This is a genomic window from Pseudomethylobacillus aquaticus (assembly GCF_003730115.1).
In the GTDB taxonomy this organism is placed as follows: Bacteria; Pseudomonadota; Gammaproteobacteria; order Burkholderiales; family Methylophilaceae; genus Pseudomethylobacillus; species Pseudomethylobacillus aquaticus.
Window position 1 is genome coordinate 163,233 of record NZ_RJVP01000001.1, and the last position, 19,636, is coordinate 182,868.

Here is a 19,636-nt window from a genome sequence, read left to right on the forward strand (position 1 = left end):
TGTTGTTTCTGTGACATCGCCCCTAGTGCTGCCAGACTCACTGGCTGCTTGGCTGGTTTATATTGAGTCTCAGCACCCCAAATCCATCGCCATGGGACTGGAGCGCGTGCAGCAAGTGCGCAGCCGCCTCCAGCTCGATTTCAGTTTTCTCCTAATTACCGTAGGTGGCACCAATGGCAAAGGCTCTACTTGCGCCATGCTGGAGCGTATCTACTGTGAAGCCGGCTACCGTGTGGGCTGTTACAGCTCGCCTCATTTTCTGCGCTACAACGAACGCGTACGCGTGAGCGGCATGGAGGCAGACGATGCCGCCCTGTGTGCCGCATTCACCGCAGTGGAACAGGCGCGAGGTAGCACGCCGCTGACCTATTTCGAGTTCGGCACGCTGGCGGCTGCCTGGCATTTTGTGCAGTCTGGCCTGGACGTGCTGGTGATGGAAGTAGGGCTGGGCGGACGCCTGGATGCCGTGAATCTGTTCGACCCGGACTGTGCGGTGGTGACCGGCATCGATCTCGACCACATGGATTACCTCGGGGATAGCCGCGAAAGCATAGGTTTTGAGAAGGCGGGCATCTTCCGCAGCGGCATCCCGGCCATTTGCGGTGATCGTCAGCCACCGGCCAGCCTGATCGCCCATGCCCGTGGCTTGGGCGCTGAGCTGCAGTGCCTGGGGCTTGATTTTGAGCATCAGCAGCGCCATCTGCATTGGGCCTGGATGCAGGGCGATAAGGTGCTGGACGGTTTGTCGCAACCCGCGCTGACCGGTGATTTCCAGCATGACAACGCGGCCTGTGTAGTGGCCGTCACCCAGGCCTTGCAAGCGCGCCTGCCCTTGAGCGTTGCGGACATCAACGCGGGCCTGCAGCATGTGCAGTTGGCCGGACGCTATCAGCAGGTTGGGCAGCGGCCCTTGCGTATCCTGGATGTGGCGCATAACCCGCAAGCGGCGCGTGCGCTGGCTGACAATCTGCAGCGTCAAGTGGTGAACGGGCGCACGTTGGCGGTGTTTGCCATGCTGCAAGACAAGGATATCGGGGCCGTGGTGGATGCGGTCTCTGCGCATATCGATGTGTGGTGCATCGCCGGCATAGCCCTGCCGCGCGGCGCCAGCGCGGCCTTTCTGGCAGATACGATAGCGAGGCACCAGCCCGATGCCGTGTTGCATGTGAGTGCCAATGTGACACAAGCCTATGCGTCAGCCTGTCAGCAAGCGGCTGAAAATGATAGAATTATCGTGTTTGGTTCCTTCTTCACCGTGGCCGACGTGATGCGCGTTTTAGTCCACGATCAGACAACAGGGTAGCGAATGGCATCCAAGCAGTTGAACGAGCAGGAAATTCAGTTTCAAAAACGCGCCCGGCGCCGTCTGGTCGGCGCAGTCGCACTGGTGTTGGTCATGGTCACGGTGTTGCCGATGATCCTCGACGACCACGCCGAGCCGCTTCCCCAGCAGGCTATCGACATCAGCATCCCCAGTCAGCAAGGTACAGAGCATCGCCTACCGGTAGAGGAGGAAGCCGTCGAGCTGCCGCTTGCCGATAGCGCAGAGCCTGAGTCCTTGCCAGCCGATGACCTGCCCGAGCTAGCCCCAGCGCCAGCCGCGCCGCAAGCACCTGCAAAATCCGAGACCAGGTCGCAAGAATCCAAGGCAGTGGAAGCTAAGCCAGCAGCATCTAAGCCAGCAGCCCCCAACTCTGTAGAAGCCAAGCCCAAACCGGCTGCCGTCAGCACCGCGTCATCGTTTGCCGTGCAGATCGGTGTGTTCTCGGAGGCGGATAACGTCAAGCAATTGCAGGCCAAACTGTCATTGCTGGGCGTTGAATCTTATACGGAAACCGTGGAAACCAGCGCAGGCCAGAAGATCCGCCTGCGTGCTGGCCCTTACCCAGACCGGGCAGCGGCTGACAACGTGCTGGTCAGGCTGAAGTCTGCGGATATTCCAGGTATGGTCGTCAGCAACAAATGATGCATGGATGCTTTTGACTCATGAACGCTTTTGATTACAGCATCATCGCGATTGTCGTTATCTCGGTCATTCTGAGCATGATGCGTGGCTTTGTACGCGAGACCTTGGCTTTGCTGAGCTGGGTCATCGCCTTCATGGTCGCCAAAACCTACAGCCTGCAGTTCATGCCCATGCTGCCGGATGTCTTGACCGGCGAGTCCATGCGCATGTTGGTCGCATTCGTGTTGCTGTTCATTGCCAGCTTGCTGGTGGTCAGCCTGCTGGCGGCGCTCATTTCCAATTTTTTCAGCAAAGTCGGCCTGAGTTCGGTCGACCGTTTACTCGGTGGCCTGTTCGGGCTGGCGCGCGGTACGCTGGTGGTCGTGCTGCTGGCCTTGCTGGCCGGGTTGACCGCCTTGCCACAGCAGTCCTGGTGGCGCGATGCGGTGCTCAGTGCGCCGCTGGAGGCTTTGGTGCAGCATGTGCTGCCCTGGCTGCCGGAACAGATCGCGCAGCGTATCAGTTACGAGTAAGATGCTGGTCATGACGCAGGGCATGACGCGCAATATGAAATACATGAATTCTAGTTTCAGGGTCATCACGCTATGTGCGGAATTATTGGTGTAGTTGGTAAGAATCCGGTGAATCAGTTGCTCTACGACGGGCTGCTGGTTCTGCAGCATCGCGGTCAGGATGCGGCAGGCATCGCCACCTGTGACGGCAACACGTTCTACATGCACAAGAACAATGGTCTGGTGCAGGATGTGTTCCAGACCCGTCACATGCGCAGCCTGCTCGGCAATGCCGGCATCGCGCATGTGCGTTATCCAACCGCAGGTTCTTCTTCTGCTGCCGAAGCCCAGCCTTTCTACGTCAATTCCCCATTCGGCATTGTGCTGGGGCACAACGGCAACCTCACCAACTCCGCTCAGCTCAAGCAGGAGATGTTCCGTCAGGACCTGCGCCACATCAACACCAGTTCCGATTCCGAAGTGCTGCTGAATGTGTTGGCCCACGAGATCGAGCATAGCGCCCACAACGCGGTACTTAACGCCGACATGGTGTTTGAAGCGGTGGCTGGCGTACACAAGCGCGTGCGTGGCGCCTATGCCGTGGTGGCCATGGTGGCCAATTTCGGTCTGCTGGCGTTCCGTGACCCGAACGGGATACGTCCTCTGGTCATCGGCAAGAACGAGAGCGAGCAGGGCGTGGAGTACATCGTTGCCTCCGAAAGCGTGGCGCTGGATGTGCTGGGTTTCAAGCTGATCCGTGATGTGGAGCCTGGCGAAGCCATCTTTATCGACATGGATGGTAACTTCTCGTCGCGTCAATGTGCCGAAGCCCCCAAGCTCAATCCTTGTATCTTCGAATATGTCTACCTGGCGCGTCCTGACTCCGTGATCGACCATGTGTCGGTCTACCAGACCCGTCTGCACATGGGTGAAAGCCTGGCCGAAAAGATCAAGCGCGAATGGAAAGACCTGCATATCGACGTGGTGATCCCCATCCCGGACACCAGTCGGCCCAGTGCCCTGCAACTGGCCAATGCCTTGAACCTGACCTACCGGGAAGGGTTCATCAAGAATCGTTACATAGGCCGTACCTTCATCATGCCAGGCCAGGCCCTGCGTAAAAAATCCGTGCGCCAGAAGCTGAACCCGATCGGCATGGAGTTCAAAGGCAAGAACATACTGCTGGTCGACGACTCCATCGTGCGCGGCACCACGTCTCAGCAGATCGTGCAGATGGCGCGTGACGCCGGTGCCAACAAGGTATTCTTCGCTTCCGCTGCGCCGCCGGTGCGTTTCCCTAACGTGTACGGCATCGACATGCCATCGCGCCACGAACTGCTGGCCACTAACCGCACCGACGAAGAGATCTGTGCCGAGATCGGTGCAGACGCGCTGATCTATCAGGACCTGCAAGCGCTGGTAGAAGGTGTCAAGCTCAGTAACCCGCATATCCAAGCGTTCGATTGCTCCTGTTTCGATGGCAAATACGTCACCGGTGATATCGATGAAGCTTACCTGAGCAGCATAGAGACCGTGCGCAGCGACGGTTCTGCGCAAAAGCGCCCACCTAACTCCATCACCCAGCTGGATCTCAATCTGGTGGCCTCCAGAGAAGAAGAAGCGGCCGCTGCCTGATACAGGGCTTAAGCTCAACTGGCTGGTGGCCAGCTTGACCTTGACCGCGACGGCTGGCTGCCGCTACCATGTGGTTGCGCTGATTTGAGATTGTCCTGGTTTACAGTGATGAAGACTCAGCTTGCGGGCGCATGATAAATACAGCTAAAGCGAGTTGCTGCAATGACACAACCCGTTTTGGCTCAGGCAGAACGGGTTTTTTTACGTCCAGCTGTTTTGCGCTTGTTAGTACGGCAATGACTGGACAGCCGGGCATTGCCCATGAAACACAGAAAGGCAACACATGACTGAGCGCTCTATAGAGCAATGGCGTGCCGAGACGCAAGGCGTACGCGCAGGCAGTGCCCATACCCAATTCGGCGAGAATTCCGAAGCCATGTTCCTGACCTCGAGCTTCGTGTTCGAGAGTGCGGCCCAGGCTGCCGCACGTTTTGGCGGGCAGGAGCCTGGCAATATCTATTCACGCTTCACCAATCCCACGGTCACCATGTTCCAGGACAAGCTGGCAGCGCTGGAAGGGGCTGAATTCTGTGTCGCCACCTCCAGTGGCATGTCCGCCATTCTGGCCTGCGTTATGGGCTTGTGTTCGGCAGGTGATCATGTGATCGCCTCACGCAGCATCTTCGGTACCTCGGTGCAGCTGTTCGCCAACATCCTGCAGCGCTGGGGTTTGCAGACCACCTTTGTGTCGCTGACCGACCCGGATGCATGGCAAGCCGCCGTGCAGGGCAACACCAAACTGTTCTTCTGCGAAACGCCGTCCAACCCGCTCACCGAGGTGTGCGACATCCGCGTGCTGGCTGACATTGCGCATCAGGCCGGCGCCTTGCTGGCGGTGGACAACTGCTTCTGTACGCCTGCCTTACAGAAACCACTGGAGCTGGGGGCTGACATCATCATCCACTCGGCCACCAAATACATCGACGGTCAGGGCCGTTGTCTGGGTGGTGCCGTGCTGGGCAAGAAGGCGGTACTGGAGCCGGTGTATGGTTTTCTGCGTACCGCCGGGCCGACCATGAGCGCCTTCAATGCCTGGGTATTCCTCAAGGGCCTGGAGACCTTGCATGTGCGCATGGCCGCCCACGCCGCTAATGCGCTGGCGCTGGCGACCTGGCTGGAACAACAGCCGCGTGTGGCACGCGTCTATTACCCGGGGCTCACTTCGCACCCACAACATGCCCTGGCCATGCGCCAGCAGAAGAGCGGCGGTGCCATCGTGTCGTTTGACGTCAAGGGTGGCAAGGAAGCCGCCTGGCAGCTTATCGACGCAACGCGCATGATCTCGATCACAGCCAATCTAGGCGATGCCAAGAGCACCATCACGCACCCGGCCACCACCACACATAGCCGCGTTTCACCAGAAGCGCGTACCGCAGCCGGTATCGGTGATGGCCTGGTACGCATCGCCGTCGGGCTGGAACATATTGACGACCTCAAGGCTGATCTGGCTTTGCTGCAACGTTGATTCAGGTCGTTCCTCTTTAATCAACCACCACCAAAGGGAGTTCTTGAATGAAAGCATCTATCGTCGTAGGTTGTCTGTTGATCGTATTGGGTGCAGCGGGTTTGGTATACAAGAGTTTCAATTACAGCTCTGAAGAGACCGTGGTTCAGATCGGTGAATTGAAAGCCACCGCTGAAATCGAGAAGGAAGTCGAAGTACCAACCGCCTTGAGTCTGGTTGCCCTGGCCGCTGGTCTGGCAGCACTGTTCATCGGTATGCGCAGCAAATAATCCATCTGTCAGGCCCTGTCGTCCTAATACTGACGACAGGGCCTGCTGATGCATACCGCAACGCTAGGCCCGAGGCGGTGCAAAGCCTTGTGCGCAATACGTTCGTGGCTGGCCACTGCGCCAACAGGGCCGCCATAACATGCTAAAATCTGCGGTATTCCTATAACGAAAAGCTGCCACAGCCCGTCGTTGCAGTCGGCAGCTCTACACATTTTTGATTGCCCCCATGGACCAGTTCGCTAAAGAAACGCTTCCCATCAGCCTAGAAGACGAGATGCGTCGTTCCTATCTGGACTACGCCATGAGCGTCATCGTGGGTCGGGCTCTGCCTGATGCGCGCGACGGCCTCAAGCCAGTTCACCGCCGTGTGTTGTTTGCCATGCACGAGTTGTCGAACGACTGGAATCGCGCTTACAAGAAATCGGCCCGTATCGTCGGTGACGTGATCGGTAAGTATCACCCGCACGGTGACACGGCTGTCTACGACACCATCGTGCGTATGGCGCAGGATTTCTCGTTACGCTACATGCTGGTCGATGGTCAGGGCAACTTCGGTTCTGTGGATGGCGACAACGCGGCCGCGATGCGCTATACCGAGATCCGTATGTCACGTATCGCCCATGAACTGCTGGCCGATATCGACAAGGAAACGGTCGATTTTGGGCCTAACTACGATGGTTCCGAAGACGAACCGCTGATCATGCCAGCGCGTATCCCCAACCTGCTCATCAACGGCAGCTCGGGTATCGCCGTGGGCATGGCCACCAATATCCCGCCACACAATCTGGGTGAAGTGCTGGACGCCTGTCTGGCCGTACTGAAAACTCCGGACATCAGCGTGGATGAGCTGATCGAGCTGGTGCCTGCCCCTGACTTCCCGACGGCTGGCATCATCTACGGCACCATAGGCGTCAAGGAAGGCTACCGTACCGGCCGTGGCCGCGTGGTGATGCGGGGCCGCACTCACGTGGAAGACATGGAGAAGGGCGGTCGTCAGGCGCTGATCGTCGACGAACTGCCATACCAGGTCAACAAGAAGACCTTTGTCGAGAAGATCGCCGAGCTGGTCAACGACAAGAAGATCGAAGGCATCTCCGACCTGCGCGACGAATCGGACAAATCCGGCATGCGTGTGGTGATCGAGCTCAAGCGCGGCGAAGTGCCTGAAGTCGTGCTTAATAACCTGTACAAACAAACCCAGCTGCAAGACACCTTCGGTATGAACATGGTGGCCTTGCTGGACGGCCAGCCACGCTTGCTCAACCTGAAGCAGATGCTGGAAGCCTTCCTGCGCCATCGCCGTGAAGTAGTCACGCGCCGCACCGTGTTCGAGCTGCGTAAAGCGCGTGAACGTGGCCATGTGCTGGAAGGCCTGGCCGTAGCGCTGGCCAATGTGGACGAGATCATCGTCCTGATCAAGGCCGCGCCTACGCCACCGGATGCCAAGCGCGAGCTGATGGCACGTAGCTGGCATTCGCCGGTGGTGGAAGAGATGCTCAAGCGGGCTGCCATGGAAGCCTCGCGTCCCGATGGCCTGTCCATCGCGTTCGGTCTGACACCCGATGGTTACCGCATGTCGGACGTGCAGGCCTCCGAGATCCTGCAGATGCGTCTGCAACGCCTGACCGGACTGGAGCAGGACAAGATCGTTGACGAATACCGGGAAGTCATGAACGTGATCGCTGACCTGCTGGATATCCTGTCCAAGCCCGAGCGCGTCACCCAGATGATCATCGAAGAGCTGTCGGTGATCCGTAACCAGTTCGGCGACAAGCGCCGTAGCGAGATCGTGCACAATGCACAGGATCTGTCGCTGGAAGATCTGATCACCCCGCAGGATGTAGTGGTCACGCTGTCGCACACCGGCTATATCAAGTCACAGCCGCTGGATGAATACCGTGCCCAGCGCCGCGGTGGCCGTGGCAAACAGGCGGCTGCCACCAAGGAAGACGATTTCATCGACAAGATGTTCATCGCCAACACGCATGATTACATCCTGTGCTTCTCCAGCCGTGGCCGTGTCTACTGGCTCAAGGTCTACGAAGTGCCGCAAGGCAGTCGCATCAGCCGTGGCAAGCCCATCGTGAACCTGTTCCCATTGGAAGAGGGCGAGAAGATCAATGCCATCCTGCCGGTCAAAGAGTTCGACGAGAATCACTATGTGTTCATGGCCACCTCGCTGGGCACGGTCAAGAAAACGGCATTGGTCGAATTCTCCAACCCGCGCAAGTCCGGCATCATCGCCATCAATCTGGACGACAACGATTACCTGATCGGGGCCGAGATCACCGATGGCAGCAATGGCATCGTGCTGGTGTCCGATAATGGCAAGGCGGTGTGGTTCGACGAGCAGGATGTACGCCCCATGGGCCGTACCGCACGCGGCGTGCGCGGCATGAGGTTGCTGACCAAGCAGATGGTCAACTCGCTGCTGATCGCCACCGGTGACAAACAGACCGTGCTGGTCGCTACCGAGAACGGTTATGGCAAGCGCACCGTGTTGTCTGACTTCCGCCATTCCGGCCGTGGTACGCAAGGCGTGAAGGCCATCGCCACCAGCGAGCGCAATGGTGCTGTGGTGGCGGCGCGCCTCGTCAACGACGAAGACGAGATCATGCTGATCACCACCGGCGGTGTGCTGATCCGCACCCGCGTCAAGGAGATCCGTGAGCTGGGCCGTGCCACACAGGGTGTCACACTCATCAACCTTGGAGAAGGCGAAAAGCTGTCTGGTCTGGAAAAAGTGGTCGAAACCGATGAGGTGAGTGCCGACGCAGGCGGCGCCCAATAAGCTCTGAAAACGACAAAGCCATGACGCAAATCTTCAATTTTTCTGCAGGCCCGGCGGTGTTGCCACAGGTGGTGCTGGCACAGGCGCGTGACGAGATGATGGACTGGCGTGGTAGCGGCATGTCGGTGATGGAGATGAGCCATCGCGGCAAGGAGTTCCTGTCCATCGCGGCCGAAGCCGAAGCCGATCTGCGCAGCTTGATGGCCATCCCCGACAACTACAAGGTGCTGTTCCTGCAGGGCGGGGCGCATAGCCAGTTCAGCATGATCCCGCTCAACCTGTTGCGTGGCAAGACGGCGGCGGATTACCTGAATACCGGCATCTGGTCAGAAAAAGCCATAGACGAAGCAGCGCGCTTTTGCGAGGTGAATGTGGTGGCCTCGTCGGCGGATCGCAACTTCACCTATGCACCAGCCCAATCGGAATGGAGGCTGAACCCGGACGCCGCTTATGTGCACTACACCTCGAACGAGACCATAGGTGGTGTCGAGATCTTCTGGACGCCCGAGACCGGCGATGTGCCGCTGGTGTGTGATATGTCCTCGCACATCCTGTCGCGGCCCATCGATGTGTCCAGATACGCATTGATCTATGCCGGTGCGCAAAAGAACATCGGCCCGGCCGGCCTTACCATCGTCATCGTGCGTGATGACCTGATCGGCCATGCACAAGCCGGCACGCCCACCATGATGGATTACCAGATCCACGCGGATAACGATTCCATGTACAACACGCCGCCGACCTTTGCCATCTACATGGCGGGCCTGGTGTTCAAGCATGTGCTCAAGCTGGGCGGCCTCGCTGCGATGGAGCAGAACAACATCGTCAAAGCGAAGCTGCTTTATGATTATCTGGATGCTTCTGCCTTCTACAGCTCGCCGGTGGCAGTGGACAATCGTTCGCGCATGAACATCCCGTTCATGCTCAAGGATGCAACGCTGGATGGCGAGTTCCTTAAGCAGGCGCAGCAGCATGGCTTGCTGCAATTGAAGGGGCACAAGCTGGTGGGGGGTATGCGTGCTTCCATCTACAACGCCATGCCCATCGAGGGTGTGCAGGCGCTGATCCGCTTCATGCAGCAGTTCGAACAACAATACGCTTGACGCCCGCTAAACTGACTAGAGTAGATAGACCCGAGTAGACAGACATGGACGACGCGCTCAAACAACATCGCGACCAGATCGATGCCATCGACGAGCAATTGCTCAAGCTGGTCAATGCGCGTGCCCAGCATGCGCGTGATATCGGCAGCCTCAAGGGTGAGGGGCCGATCTACCGTCCTGAACGCGAAGCGCAGGTGCTGCGTCGTCTGCTGGCCCTGAATCAGGGCCCGCTGAGCGCCGAAGCGGTCACGGCCATCTTCCGTGGGGTGATGTCCAATTGCCGTGCGCTGGAAAAACAGTTGTCGGTGGCCTTCCTTGGCCCGGCAGGGACCTATAGTGAGGAGGCCGCCAACAAGCAGTTCGGTGGCGTCTCGGCCCCCGTGCTGTGCAACACCATAGACGACGTGTTCCGTATGGTGGAGTCCGGCAAGGTCGATTATGGCGTGGTGCCGGTGGAGAACTCCACCGAAGGTGCGGTTGGCCGCACGCTGGATCTGCTCATGAGCACGCAACTGCGTATCTGCGGCGAAGTCACGCTGCCCATCCATCACAATCTGCTGACTAACACAGCGACTCGTGAACAGGTCACCACGGTCTATGCGCACGCGCAGTCGCTGGCGCAGTGTCACGCCTGGCTGAATCAGCATCTGCCCAATGCGCAACGTCAAGCGGTGTCCAGCAATGCCGAAGGCGCACGCCTGGCAGCCAGCGAAGCAGGCGCGGCCGCGATCGCCAGTCGCCGTGCGGCCGAGCTGTTCACGCTGAATGTGCTGGCAGAGAGCATAGAAGACGACCCCAAGAACACCACGCGTTTTCTGGTGCTGGCCACGCATGATGTCGCGCCTTCTGGTCAGGACAAGACTTCCTTGCTGCTTGCCACGCGCAACATCCCGGGTGCCATCGTCGACCTGCTGGCACCACTGGCTCTGCATGGCGTGAGCATGAGCAAGCTGGAGTCGCGCCCGTCACGCAATGGTTTGTGGGAATATGTGTTCTTTGTGGACGTTGAAGGCCACTGTCAGGATGCGGCACTGGCAAGCGCGCTACAGGAGATCGGCCAGCGTGCCTCGCTGGTCAAGGTGCTGGGTTCTTACCCGCTAGCCGTTGCCTGACGTTGATGCCGTGATGACGCTGCCATGGCGGAGCACTGACCGAACGCAGCACTGAGTGGGCGCAGTCATTTCGTCCCCTACCTGCCTGCACCGGCCTGCCGGGGCAGGCATTGTTTTATGCTGAATGGCATGACTGGTTTGTTTGATGGGTCAGCATGTCTGGCAAGGATTGAACCGATCCCGCCTGTCGCCATCAGAACCAAACCGTTAACGATGATACTACTATTAGAAAGGCGAGCTTCTTGAATACTCCGTGCGATCTGGCCCCTGCGCATATCCGTGCCATCCTGCCTTACCAGCCAGGCAAACCGATGAGCGAGCTGGCCCGCGAAATGGGCCTGGAGCTGCACCGCATCGTGAAGCTGGCCTCCAACGAGAACCCACTGGGCATCAGCCCCAAGGCCCATCTGGCCATGCAGGATGCGCTGGAAGATATCGCACGTTATCCGGACGGTAACAGCTATGCACTGCGCACCGCCGTGTGCGAAAAGTTCGGCCTGCAGCCAGCACAGCTGGTATTCGGTAACGGCTCCAACGACATTCTGGAGCTTGCGGCGCGTGCTTTCCTGACGCCGGGTAGCGAGGCCATCTATGCCGAGCACGCCTTTGCTGTCTATGCCTTGGTCACCCAGGCCATAGGCGCTACCGGCATCACCGTGCCTGCCAAGGATTTTGGCCATGATCTGGATGCCATGCTGGCAGCGATCACGCCACGCACGCGCATGATCTTCATTGCCAACCCCAATAATCCGACCGGCACCTGGCTGAGTAAAGACGCCTTGCTGGACTTTCTGCGACAAGTGCCATCCAGCGTGCTGGTGGTGCTGGACGAGGCGTACGACGAATACCTGGCAGCAGACCTGAAATCCACCAGTCCACAGTGGCTGGATGAATTCAGCAATCTCATTGTGTCGCGCACCTTCTCCAAAGCCTATGGACTGGCCGGTTTGCGTATCGGCTTCGGTATGACGTCGGCTAGCGTCGCGGACATCATGAACCGCGTGCGTCAGCCATTCAACGTCAACAGCGTGGCGCAGGCGGCGGCGGTAGCCTCACTGGCGGACGAGGATTTCGTAGCGCGCAGCTACGCCCTCAATAGCGCCGGCATGCTGCAGATCACACGTGGTCTGCAGGCACTGGGGCTGGAGTGGATCCCGTCGTATGGTAATTTCGTGAGTTTCCGCATAGATGGCGCAGCGGCTGCCTATCAGTATCTATTGCGTCAGGGCGTCATCCTGCGCCCGGTGGCCAATTACGGCATGCCGGATTACTTGCGTGTCAGCATCGGCCTCCATGATGAGAACACACGCTTCCTGGAAGTGCTGCAGCAATACCTGGCGCAGGCTTGAGTGGGGTTTGTAACAATTTGTAATGATAATCATGAGGCGGCTTTGGTGATTTGCGCCCTGTGAGATCGTACGGGCTCCACGCACAATGTACATACGTTGCAGACATTCATCGGCAACGTAAAAATCAACCAACTTAAGGAGATTCATTATGTGGACCACCCCAGCAGCTACCGAAATGCGTTTTGGCTTTGAAGTCACGATGTACGTTTGCAATCGCTAAGATTGCAAACAAAAAAGTGCGCAATCGATAAGGTTGCAAACAAAAAAGTGCGCAATCGCTAAGATTGCAAACTGAAAGCAGGTGTAATCGTTAAGATTGCAAGCAGTACCAGCGTCATCATCAAATGATCACGCGGCATGGTCCGGCTAAAACCGGGCCATGCATCGAGCCCGACAGAACGGGCCGGTATAATAGGGTGCAAGGCCGCCGCCTCACCCTATAATTTTTTAACAGAGAGCTGTCATGCATATTCATGTTTTAGGCGCCGCCGCTGGTGGTGGTTTTCCGCAGTGGAACTGCAATTGCCCTAACTGTGACGGCTTGCGCAAGGGCACCATCAAGGCCAAGCGCCGCACGCAATCTTCGATCTGTGTCAGCAGTGATGGTATCAACTGGGTACTATTCAATACCTCTCCCGATGTCTTGCAGCAGATCCAGGAATTCCCACCTTTGCAACCTGGTCGCGCCATACGCGACAGTGGCATCGCTGGCATCATCCTCATCGATGCACAGATCGACCATACCACCGGGCTGCTGATGCTGCGCGAAGGCCAGGTCAAGCGCGAGATCTATTGTACCGACATGGTCTATCAAGACCTGACCACAGGCAATCCGCTGCTGAATATCCTCGGCCACTACTGCGGCATCAATCATCACCAGATCCCCACTGACGGTAGCAGCAGCTTTGAGGTGCCTGGTGCACCTGGCCTGCGCTTCACGGCAGTCGCGTTGAAGAGCGCAGCACCACCGTATTCCCCGCATCGCAACGACCCGCACCCTGGCGACACCATAGGCGTGCTCATCGAAGAAACCAGCACCGGCAAGAAGTGCTGGTACTCGCCCGGCCTGGGCGAGATCGAACCACATCTGCCCGCACTCATGCAACAGGCCGACTGCATCATGGTGGATGGCACGTTCTGGACCAACACCGAAATGATCGACATGGGCCTGATGACCAAGACTGCCCGTTCCATCGGCCACAATCCGCAATCCGGCCCCGGTGGCATGATAGAAGTGCTGGATGCTTATCCGCAGGCACGCCGCGTGTTGATCCACATCAACAACACCAATCCCATATTGAGAGAAGATTCCGCCGAGCGCACCGAGCTCGACCGTCATGGCATCGAAGTCGCCTATGACGGCATGGACATCATTCTTTAGGAGGAGAGCAGCATGAACGCACCAATGGACAACCGTCTGGCCCCATGGTCACGCGAGGAATTCGAAGCCAAGCTACGTGAAAAAGGGCAGGGTTACCATATCTATCACCCTTTTCACGTGATGATGTATGAAGGCAAACTGAGCAAAGAACAGCTGCAGTGCTGGGTGGCCAACCGTTTTTATTACCAGATCGGTATTCCGCAAAAAGATGCTGCCATCCTCTCCAACTGCCCGGACAAAGAGATCCGCAAGGGCTGGATTGTGCGTATCACCGACCACGATGGTGTCGATGGTAACGAAGGCGGTATCGAAGCCTGGATCAAGCTGGGCCAGGCTGTGGGCCTGAGCCGTGACGATGTGACCTCCTTGCGCATGGTCAGCCCTGGCGTGCGTTTCGCTGTGGATGCCTATATCAACTTCGCACGTCAGCGTCCCTGGCAGGAATCGGTTTGTTCCAGCCTGACCGAACTGTTCGCGCCACACATCCATCAGCAGCGCATCAGTTCCTGGCCTGCCATGTACCCCTGGATCAAGGAAGAAGGCCTCACTTATTTCAAGAAGCGCCTGACCGAAGCCAGACGCGATGTGGAACAGGGGCTTGGCGTCACACTGGAGTATTTCAGCCAGAGCCGCGAGATGCAGATGCGCGCGCTGGATATCCTGCAATTCAAGTTGGATGTATTGTGGGTCATCGCCGATTCCATCATGCTGGCTTCTACCGATATCAAGACCGAAGGACGCGACTACCTGCGTCAGCCGGTGATTCGTTTCGATTGATGCCGGTCTGACCCGGCTCACGTCACTTAAATAGGCTTTACTGGATTGGCATGCAAAATACGATACAACACACCGATATTTACGCCATTGCGCTGCATCACCGTTTTCAATGGGAAGAAGCCCAGCAGTGCTATGTGATCCTCTTCCCGGAGGGCATGGTCAAGCTCAATGGCGGCGCCGGTGAAGTGCTCAAGCTGGTCGATGGCCAGCGCAGCGTAGGCGAGGTGGTCGCCAGCCTGCAAGCCACATTTCCGGATGTGCCTGACATCGAAAAGGATATCCTGGCCATGTTCGACCTGGCCCTGGGTAAAGCCTGGCTGCGCAAACTGAACTAAGTCGCACTAAAGTCGCCCAATAAAAAATACAATCAAAACATAATAATAAAAGATACATTGAATCGAGGAGTGGAAGATGGCCCAGCAGAATAACGGCGTTGCCGCCAACGTCACGCATACCCAGCCGCTGTGGTTACTGGCTGAAGTCACCTACCGCTGTCCGCTGCATTGTGCCTTCTGCTACAACCCCACCGACTACGACAAGCACACCCAGAACGAGCTTTCCACCGAGCAGTGGATACAGGCGCTGCGTGATGCACGCAAGCTTGGCGCCTTGCAGCTGGGCATTTCGGGTGGTGAGCCCTTGTTGCGCGACGACATCGAAGACATTGTGGTCGAAGCCAAGAAGCTGGGCTATTACAGCAACCTGATCACTTCCGGTGTGGGCCTGACCGAAAAGCGCATCCAGGCCTTCAAGGAAGGTGGTCTGGACCATATCCAGCTGTCCATGCATGACATCACCGAAGAGATCAACAATTTCATCACCAATACGCGCACCTTCGAGCTGAAAAAGAAGGTCGCCGCCATGATCAAAAATCACGGCTACCCCATGGTGCTGAACGTGGTGATCCACCGCTACAACATCGGTCATATCAAGGAGATCCTCGAGATGGCGGAAGCGCTGGGCGCAGATTATGTGGAGCTGGCCAACACGCAGTACTACGGCTGGTCGCTGGTCAACCGCAGTCAGCTCATGCCCAGCAAGGAACAGATCGATCACGCCGAGAAGATCACCAACGAGTTCCGTGCCAAGGTCGGCAACAAGATGAAGATCTTCTTCGTGGTGCCGGATTACTTCGCCGAGCGTCCCAAGAAGTGCATGAACGGCTGGGGTGAAGTGTTCATGATCGTCACCGCTAACGGCGATGTATTGCCCTGCCACTCGGCGCGCGTGCTACCCAATATGCAGTTCCCTAACGTGCGTGACAAGGGACTGGAATGGGCATGGAAGGACTCTCCCGCGTTCAACAAGTACCGTGGTGACAGCTGGATGAAAGCGCCTTGCCGCACCTGCCCGGAAAAAGATAACGATCTGGCTGGTTGCCGTTGCCAGGCTTTCCTGCTGACGGGGGATGCGGAAAGTGCCGACCCGGTATGCAGCCTGTCGCCTAACCATCACATCATCGAAAAAGCCATCGAGGACGCCAAGAACCCGCAGCTGCAGGCGCAGCCCATCGTGTTCCGCACGGACAAGAACTCCAAAAAGATCATCGCCGGCGAGCTCCAGGAGCGCGTCGCCGATTTCCACGCACTGCCTTGATGGCGTGTGTTGCATGCTAGTCAGTTAGAATGGGCGCAGCGATGCGCCTGTTCTTTTTCGTAGCCCGCTTTGTGGCCCACCGCTCAACATCAACCACCTCGTCTGATGCGATCAACCTCACCATGGTCATGAAATCCACATCCACCACGCTGGTCCTGGTGCTCGCCAGCCTGACGGCGCTGGCACCATTCGCCATTGACACCTATCTGCCAGCCTTTTTCACACTGGAGCAGGCGCTGGGTGGCAGCGCCTTGCAGATCCAGCAGAGCCTGACCTTTTATCTGGTGCCGTATGCCTTGATGACGCTATGGCATGGGGCCATCTCGGACGCCATCGGGCGTATCTGTACCTTGCAGATCGGCCTGGGCGTGTTCGTGCTCGCTTCCATCGGCTGTGCACTAGCGCCTAATGTGGAAACCTTATGGTTCTTCCGGGTATTGCAGGGTGTCTCAGGTGGGGCGGGCAATGTGGTGGCCCGCGCCATGGTGCGCGACCTGTTCGAAGGTGCCCAGGCGCAGCGCGTGATGGCCACCGTGCAGATGCTGTTCGGGATCGCACCTGCGGTTGCGCCCATGATAGGTGGCTTGCTACTCGGCATCCACTGGCAGGCTATCTTCCTGTTTTTGGCCTTGTATGCGGCGCTCAGCCTGTGGGCCGCCGTGCGCTGCTTGCCGGAGACCATGCCTCTAGACAAGCGCATGCCCTTGTCGGCGAAGCGGGTCTGGAGCAGTTATGGTCAGGTGTTTGGGGACGCCGAGTTCCGGCGCCTGTGCTTTGCGATCGGCGCTAATTTCTCGGCTTTCTTCATCTATGTGCTGGCCAGCCCGGTGTTCCTGATCCGTCACCTGGGGCTGGATGAACATCAATTCGGTTATATGTTCGTGCCCACCGTCTGCGGCATGATCCTGGGCTCCTGGCTGGCGCGTTTGGCTGCCGGGCGATGGAGCAGTGCCCTGGTGGTGCGCAGCGCATACGCCTGGATGGCCTTGCTGGCTACACTCAATCTGGTGGTCTGCCTCAACCTGCCTGCTGACGTACTGAGCAATATCGCTCCCATCGCCTTGTTCAACATCGGCATGGCCGCTGCCGTGCCCATCCTTTCCCTGGCGGCACTGGACCGTCATCCGCGCATCCGCGGCACGGCCGCCTCTGCGCAGGCGTTCATGCAGATGCTGTTGTCCTCCCTCTCTGCTGGCCTGATCGTCCCGCTGGTATGGGACCACCCGGTCGGTCTGGCAGTCGCAATGCTGGTCTACCTGCTACTCGGCTGGCTGGCCATCCGTGGCACGGCGCTATATCGAAAAACCTGAGCATCGCAACAGCTGAGTATCGAAACACCTGCAGCCATCACGCAAAAGACAACGCGCGCAGACTGCGCGCGTTGAGCTTGCCCTAAGCGCTAAGCAGCGCGCTTCTGTTCAGTCGGCTACCTGCTTCAGTGCGCCATCTCGGCTGGCTTTTCACTGAACTGCGCCCGGCGCGCGCAAACATACAGCATCACCGCCACGATCAGATACGCGGCAGCGACCGGTGACGCATGGCCGAATACCAGTTCTTCACTGTGCATGAAGCCAAAGAAGGTCAGCACCGCCCCCGCCAGGGCGAATGCCGCAGCCTTGGCAAGCTGGCGCTCGATGATGAGCGCCGCGATGGCCCCCAGGATCAGGCCGCCCAGAATGGCGCCGCCCCCAAGTACGGATAAACCCTGATACAGCACACCAGTCTGACCAAGTTTGTCCAGACCGACTGCCATGGCGCTGGTGCCTGCCGCGCCCAGCGCATTGTCGATCTGCAACTTGCCCCAGGCGGCCAGGTGCGGCATCAGCGCCAGCACGATGGCCGGTGCATGGCTGCGTGGGGTTTCCTGAAAGGCCTGTGCACCGATCAGCATGCCGATATAGAGCAGGATGGGCGAGATCGCCACCACAGGCACCAGCGAGGCCAGCAAGGCGATGATGCCCAGCAAGGACAACACCAGTACCACCACGCCGGTGGCCAGTGAATAGCCTATGCGGCCGCCCATGGCCTTCCAGCCTGGGTGGCCGATGTACACTGCGTTGATGAAGGGGTTGCCCATCAGGCAGCCGACCAGGCTGATGGCACCATCGGCGGTCAGCACACGTGTGGTGGGGTAGCTGTCACCACCGACAGCAGCGCTCTCAACATTGTCCATCGCTTCTACCAGGTCGTAGATGCCGAACGGGATAGCCGTGACCAGGATCACGCCCAGGAATTCAAAGCCAGAGAACACATGGTCAACGGCGGGCAAGGGCAGTGAAAAGCCAAAATTGCCCAGCGCTGCGCCTACATTGGCCAGACTCATGCCACCGTAATGAAGGCCTAGCGCCGTCGAGCCCCAGGCGATCAGGGTGCCGACCGCGATGGCGATCAGGCCTGCAGGGATGCCCTTGTAATAACGCACACCGCCGAACCAGCCTGCCAGGATGATGGCCAGGCTGACGATGCCGATCACCGGCGTCATGTACATCTCCAGTGCCGGACGCAGTGCGATGAAGGCCACCGAGACCCCGGCCAGCGTGCCCAGCAGGGCAGCGCGCGGTGTGATGCGGCGCACCACGGGCGCGATGAAGGCACCCAGCATCAGCACAAAGCTCTGGATGAACACCCAGGTCAGCCCGGCCTCCCAACCCTTGATCGGGTCGCCCGTGGCCAGCGAGATAGGCAGCATGATCACAAACGTCACCACGAACATATGCGGCACACTGACGCCCGAGGGCAGGGCGCATACATCGGTGCGGCCTGTGCTCTTGGCCAGCTTCCAGGCCAGCCAGGCATAGTAGGCCGTGCTCAGGAACAGCATCAGGCCGGTGGCGGGCAGGATACGCCCGAACACGATGTCGTCCGGCATCTGCAGCACAAAACGCAACAGACCGGTGAGCACCAGCAGATTGACCAGGATGTTGGTACCAAAACCGAATAGTGCGTTCCAGTCCCCCGAGGTCCACAGGGCGGGCTTCCAGGTGTCTGAGTTAGGCGAGGCGGACATGTAGATCTCCTTGAGATTTAAGCTGAAAGCGCGGCGATGATGCGTTCGGAATCACTGACCCAGCCAAAGATGCCGCCCTGGGCTTTGATCATGCGTAGCGCAACGTCGTGAAATTCTGGGAAGTAAGAGGCACAGCAATCACCGGGTACGATGCAGCGGTAACCACGGTCATTGGCTTCGCGCACGGTGGTATGCACGCAGACTTCGGTGGTGACACCGCACACGATGAGGCTGCGGATACCACGGTTTTGCAGGATGCACTGCAGGTCTGTGGCGAAGAACGCGCCTTTGCCCGGCTTGTCGATGACAGGCTCGCCTGTTTGTGGATACAAGGCCGGGATGATGTCCTGACCGGGCTCGCCACAGATCAGGATGCGCCCCATGGCTCCCTGCGACCCTATATTCAGGATGGGGTGACCACGTTCCAGCTTGGCCGGAGGCGCATCAGACAGATCAGGACGATGCCCCTCGCGGGTATGCAGCACGAACATCCCGGCTGCACGGGCTGCCTGCAGCAAACGCTGACAGGGGGCTATGCTGGGGTGCAGCAGACTGACATCGTTGCCCAGGGAAGCGCCGAATCCACCTGGTTCGAGAAAATCGCGCTGCATGTCGATGATGAGCAGTGCAGTCGTCGCAAAGTCAATCGGCATGTCATAAGGTTCGGCGGCTATGGTGAGCTTGGACATCGGTG

At 58.5% G+C, this 19,636-nt stretch carries 18 protein-coding genes; 16 read left to right on the forward strand and 2 right to left on the reverse strand.

From position 1 onward, the window contains the following. The first annotated feature begins 10 nt into the window (after positions 1-10). From folC to ED236_RS00850, 16 genes are all read left to right on the forward strand, one after another. A complete protein-coding gene (gene folC, locus ED236_RS00775) occupies positions 11-1,303 on the forward strand; it encodes a bifunctional tetrahydrofolate synthase/dihydrofolate synthase (protein ID WP_240031975.1) in 1,293 nt (430 codons plus the stop codon). A 3-nt stretch (positions 1,304-1,306) separates the two neighbouring features. Then, positions 1,307-1,966 (forward strand): SPOR domain-containing protein, encoded by a 660-nt coding sequence (locus tag ED236_RS00780; RefSeq protein ID WP_123236047.1) that lies wholly within the window; start codon positions 1,307-1,309, stop codon positions 1,964-1,966. 20 nt (positions 1,967-1,986) lie between these two features. Next, complete coding sequence (locus ED236_RS00785; RefSeq protein ID WP_123236048.1) at positions 1,987-2,478, forward strand: CvpA family protein; 492 nt, start codon at positions 1,987-1,989, stop codon at positions 2,476-2,478. A 72-nt stretch (positions 2,479-2,550) separates the two neighbouring features. Then, a complete protein-coding gene (purF, locus tag ED236_RS00790) occupies positions 2,551-4,092 on the forward strand; it encodes an amidophosphoribosyltransferase (RefSeq protein WP_123236049.1) in 1,542 nt (513 codons plus the stop codon). A gap of 283 nt (positions 4,093-4,375) precedes the next feature. Further along, entirely contained in the window at positions 4,376-5,557 is a 1,182-nt protein-coding gene (locus tag ED236_RS00795; RefSeq protein WP_123236050.1) for an O-succinylhomoserine sulfhydrylase, read from the forward strand. Between the two features lie 47 nt (positions 5,558-5,604). Further along, positions 5,605-5,826, forward strand: coding sequence for a hypothetical protein (locus tag ED236_RS00800; RefSeq protein ID WP_123236051.1), 222 nt, complete (start codon positions 5,605-5,607; stop codon positions 5,824-5,826). Positions 5,827-6,052: 226 nt separating this feature from the next. Further along, entirely contained in the window at positions 6,053-8,617 is a 2,565-nt protein-coding gene (gyrA, locus tag ED236_RS00805; protein ID WP_123236052.1) for a DNA gyrase subunit A, read from the forward strand. Between the two features lie 20 nt (positions 8,618-8,637). After that, positions 8,638-9,720 carry a 3-phosphoserine/phosphohydroxythreonine transaminase gene (serC, locus tag ED236_RS00810; protein ID WP_123236053.1) on the forward strand — a complete coding sequence of 361 codons (1,083 nt, stop codon included), beginning with the start codon at positions 8,638-8,640 and terminating at the stop codon, positions 9,718-9,720. A gap of 44 nt (positions 9,721-9,764) precedes the next feature. Further along, positions 9,765-10,832 (forward strand): prephenate dehydratase, encoded by a 1,068-nt coding sequence (gene pheA / locus ED236_RS00815; RefSeq protein WP_123236054.1) that lies wholly within the window; start codon positions 9,765-9,767, stop codon positions 10,830-10,832. Positions 10,833-11,074: 242 nt separating this feature from the next. Next, the gene (gene hisC, locus ED236_RS00820; RefSeq protein ID WP_123236055.1) at positions 11,075-12,181 is read left to right on the forward strand and encodes a histidinol-phosphate transaminase; all 1,107 of its coding nucleotides are present in this window, start codon (positions 11,075-11,077) and stop codon (positions 12,179-12,181) included. Between the two features lie 148 nt (positions 12,182-12,329). After that, the gene (gene pqqA / locus ED236_RS00825; RefSeq protein ID WP_123236554.1) at positions 12,330-12,401 is read left to right on the forward strand and encodes a pyrroloquinoline quinone precursor peptide PqqA; all 72 of its coding nucleotides are present in this window, start codon (positions 12,330-12,332) and stop codon (positions 12,399-12,401) included. 243 nt (positions 12,402-12,644) lie between these two features. After that, positions 12,645-13,562 carry a pyrroloquinoline quinone biosynthesis protein PqqB gene (gene pqqB / locus ED236_RS00830; RefSeq protein ID WP_123236056.1) on the forward strand — a complete coding sequence of 306 codons (918 nt, stop codon included), beginning with the start codon at positions 12,645-12,647 and terminating at the stop codon, positions 13,560-13,562. 12 nt (positions 13,563-13,574) lie between these two features. Next, a complete protein-coding gene (gene pqqC, locus ED236_RS00835; protein ID WP_123236057.1) occupies positions 13,575-14,339 on the forward strand; it encodes a pyrroloquinoline-quinone synthase PqqC in 765 nt (254 codons plus the stop codon). A 50-nt stretch (positions 14,340-14,389) separates the two neighbouring features. Then, on the forward strand, positions 14,390-14,674 hold the full coding sequence (gene pqqD / locus ED236_RS00840) for a pyrroloquinoline quinone biosynthesis peptide chaperone PqqD (RefSeq protein ID WP_123236058.1): 285 nt from the start codon (positions 14,390-14,392) through the stop codon (positions 14,672-14,674). 76 nt (positions 14,675-14,750) lie between these two features. After that, complete coding sequence (gene pqqE, locus ED236_RS00845; protein WP_123236059.1) at positions 14,751-15,935, forward strand: pyrroloquinoline quinone biosynthesis protein PqqE; 1,185 nt, start codon at positions 14,751-14,753, stop codon at positions 15,933-15,935. A 128-nt stretch (positions 15,936-16,063) separates the two neighbouring features. Beyond that, entirely contained in the window at positions 16,064-17,245 is a 1,182-nt protein-coding gene (locus ED236_RS00850; RefSeq protein WP_123236555.1) for a multidrug effflux MFS transporter, read from the forward strand. 125 nt (positions 17,246-17,370) lie between these two features. On the opposite strand, the gene ED236_RS00855 is transcribed toward ED236_RS00850, so the two are convergent. Both ED236_RS00855 and ED236_RS00860 read right to left on the reverse strand, forming a co-directional pair. Beyond that, positions 17,371-18,942: a regulator gene (locus ED236_RS00855; RefSeq protein WP_123236060.1), complete on the reverse strand. Its 1,572-nt coding sequence runs from the start codon at positions 18,940-18,942 to the stop codon at positions 17,371-17,373. A 17-nt stretch (positions 18,943-18,959) separates the two neighbouring features. Then, positions 18,960-19,631, reverse strand: coding sequence for a cysteine hydrolase family protein (locus ED236_RS00860; protein ID WP_193726044.1), 672 nt, complete (start codon positions 19,629-19,631; stop codon positions 18,960-18,962). Positions 19,632-19,636: the final 5 nt, after the last annotated feature.

Coding starts and splice junctions, on each gene's coding strand:
- ED236_RS00780 (WP_123236047.1), top strand. CDS start 1,307: ATGGCATCCAAGCAGTTGAACGAGCAGGAAATTCAGTTTCAAAAACGC.
- ED236_RS00785 (WP_123236048.1), top strand. CDS start 1,987: ATGAACGCTTTTGATTACAGCATCATCGCGATTGTCGTTATCTCGGTC.
- purF (WP_123236049.1), top strand. CDS start 2,551: ATGTGCGGAATTATTGGTGTAGTTGGTAAGAATCCGGTGAATCAGTTG.
- ED236_RS00795 (WP_123236050.1), top strand. CDS start 4,376: ATGACTGAGCGCTCTATAGAGCAATGGCGTGCCGAGACGCAAGGCGTA.
- ED236_RS00800 (WP_123236051.1), top strand. CDS start 5,605: ATGAAAGCATCTATCGTCGTAGGTTGTCTGTTGATCGTATTGGGTGCA.
- gyrA (WP_123236052.1), top strand. CDS start 6,053: ATGGACCAGTTCGCTAAAGAAACGCTTCCCATCAGCCTAGAAGACGAG.
- serC (WP_123236053.1), top strand. CDS start 8,638: ATGACGCAAATCTTCAATTTTTCTGCAGGCCCGGCGGTGTTGCCACAG.
- pheA (WP_123236054.1), top strand. CDS start 9,765: ATGGACGACGCGCTCAAACAACATCGCGACCAGATCGATGCCATCGAC.
- pqqB (WP_123236056.1), top strand. CDS start 12,645: ATGCATATTCATGTTTTAGGCGCCGCCGCTGGTGGTGGTTTTCCGCAG.
- pqqC (WP_123236057.1), top strand. CDS start 13,575: ATGAACGCACCAATGGACAACCGTCTGGCCCCATGGTCACGCGAGGAA.
- pqqD (WP_123236058.1), top strand. CDS start 14,390: ATGCAAAATACGATACAACACACCGATATTTACGCCATTGCGCTGCAT.
- pqqE (WP_123236059.1), top strand. CDS start 14,751: ATGGCCCAGCAGAATAACGGCGTTGCCGCCAACGTCACGCATACCCAG.
- ED236_RS00850 (WP_123236555.1), top strand. CDS start 16,064: ATGAAATCCACATCCACCACGCTGGTCCTGGTGCTCGCCAGCCTGACG.
- ED236_RS00855 (WP_123236060.1), bottom strand. CDS start 18,942: ATGTCCGCCTCGCCTAACTCAGACACCTGGAAGCCCGCCCTGTGGACC.
- ED236_RS00860 (WP_193726044.1), bottom strand. CDS start 19,631: ATGTCCAAGCTCACCATAGCCGCCGAACCTTATGACATGCCGATTGAC.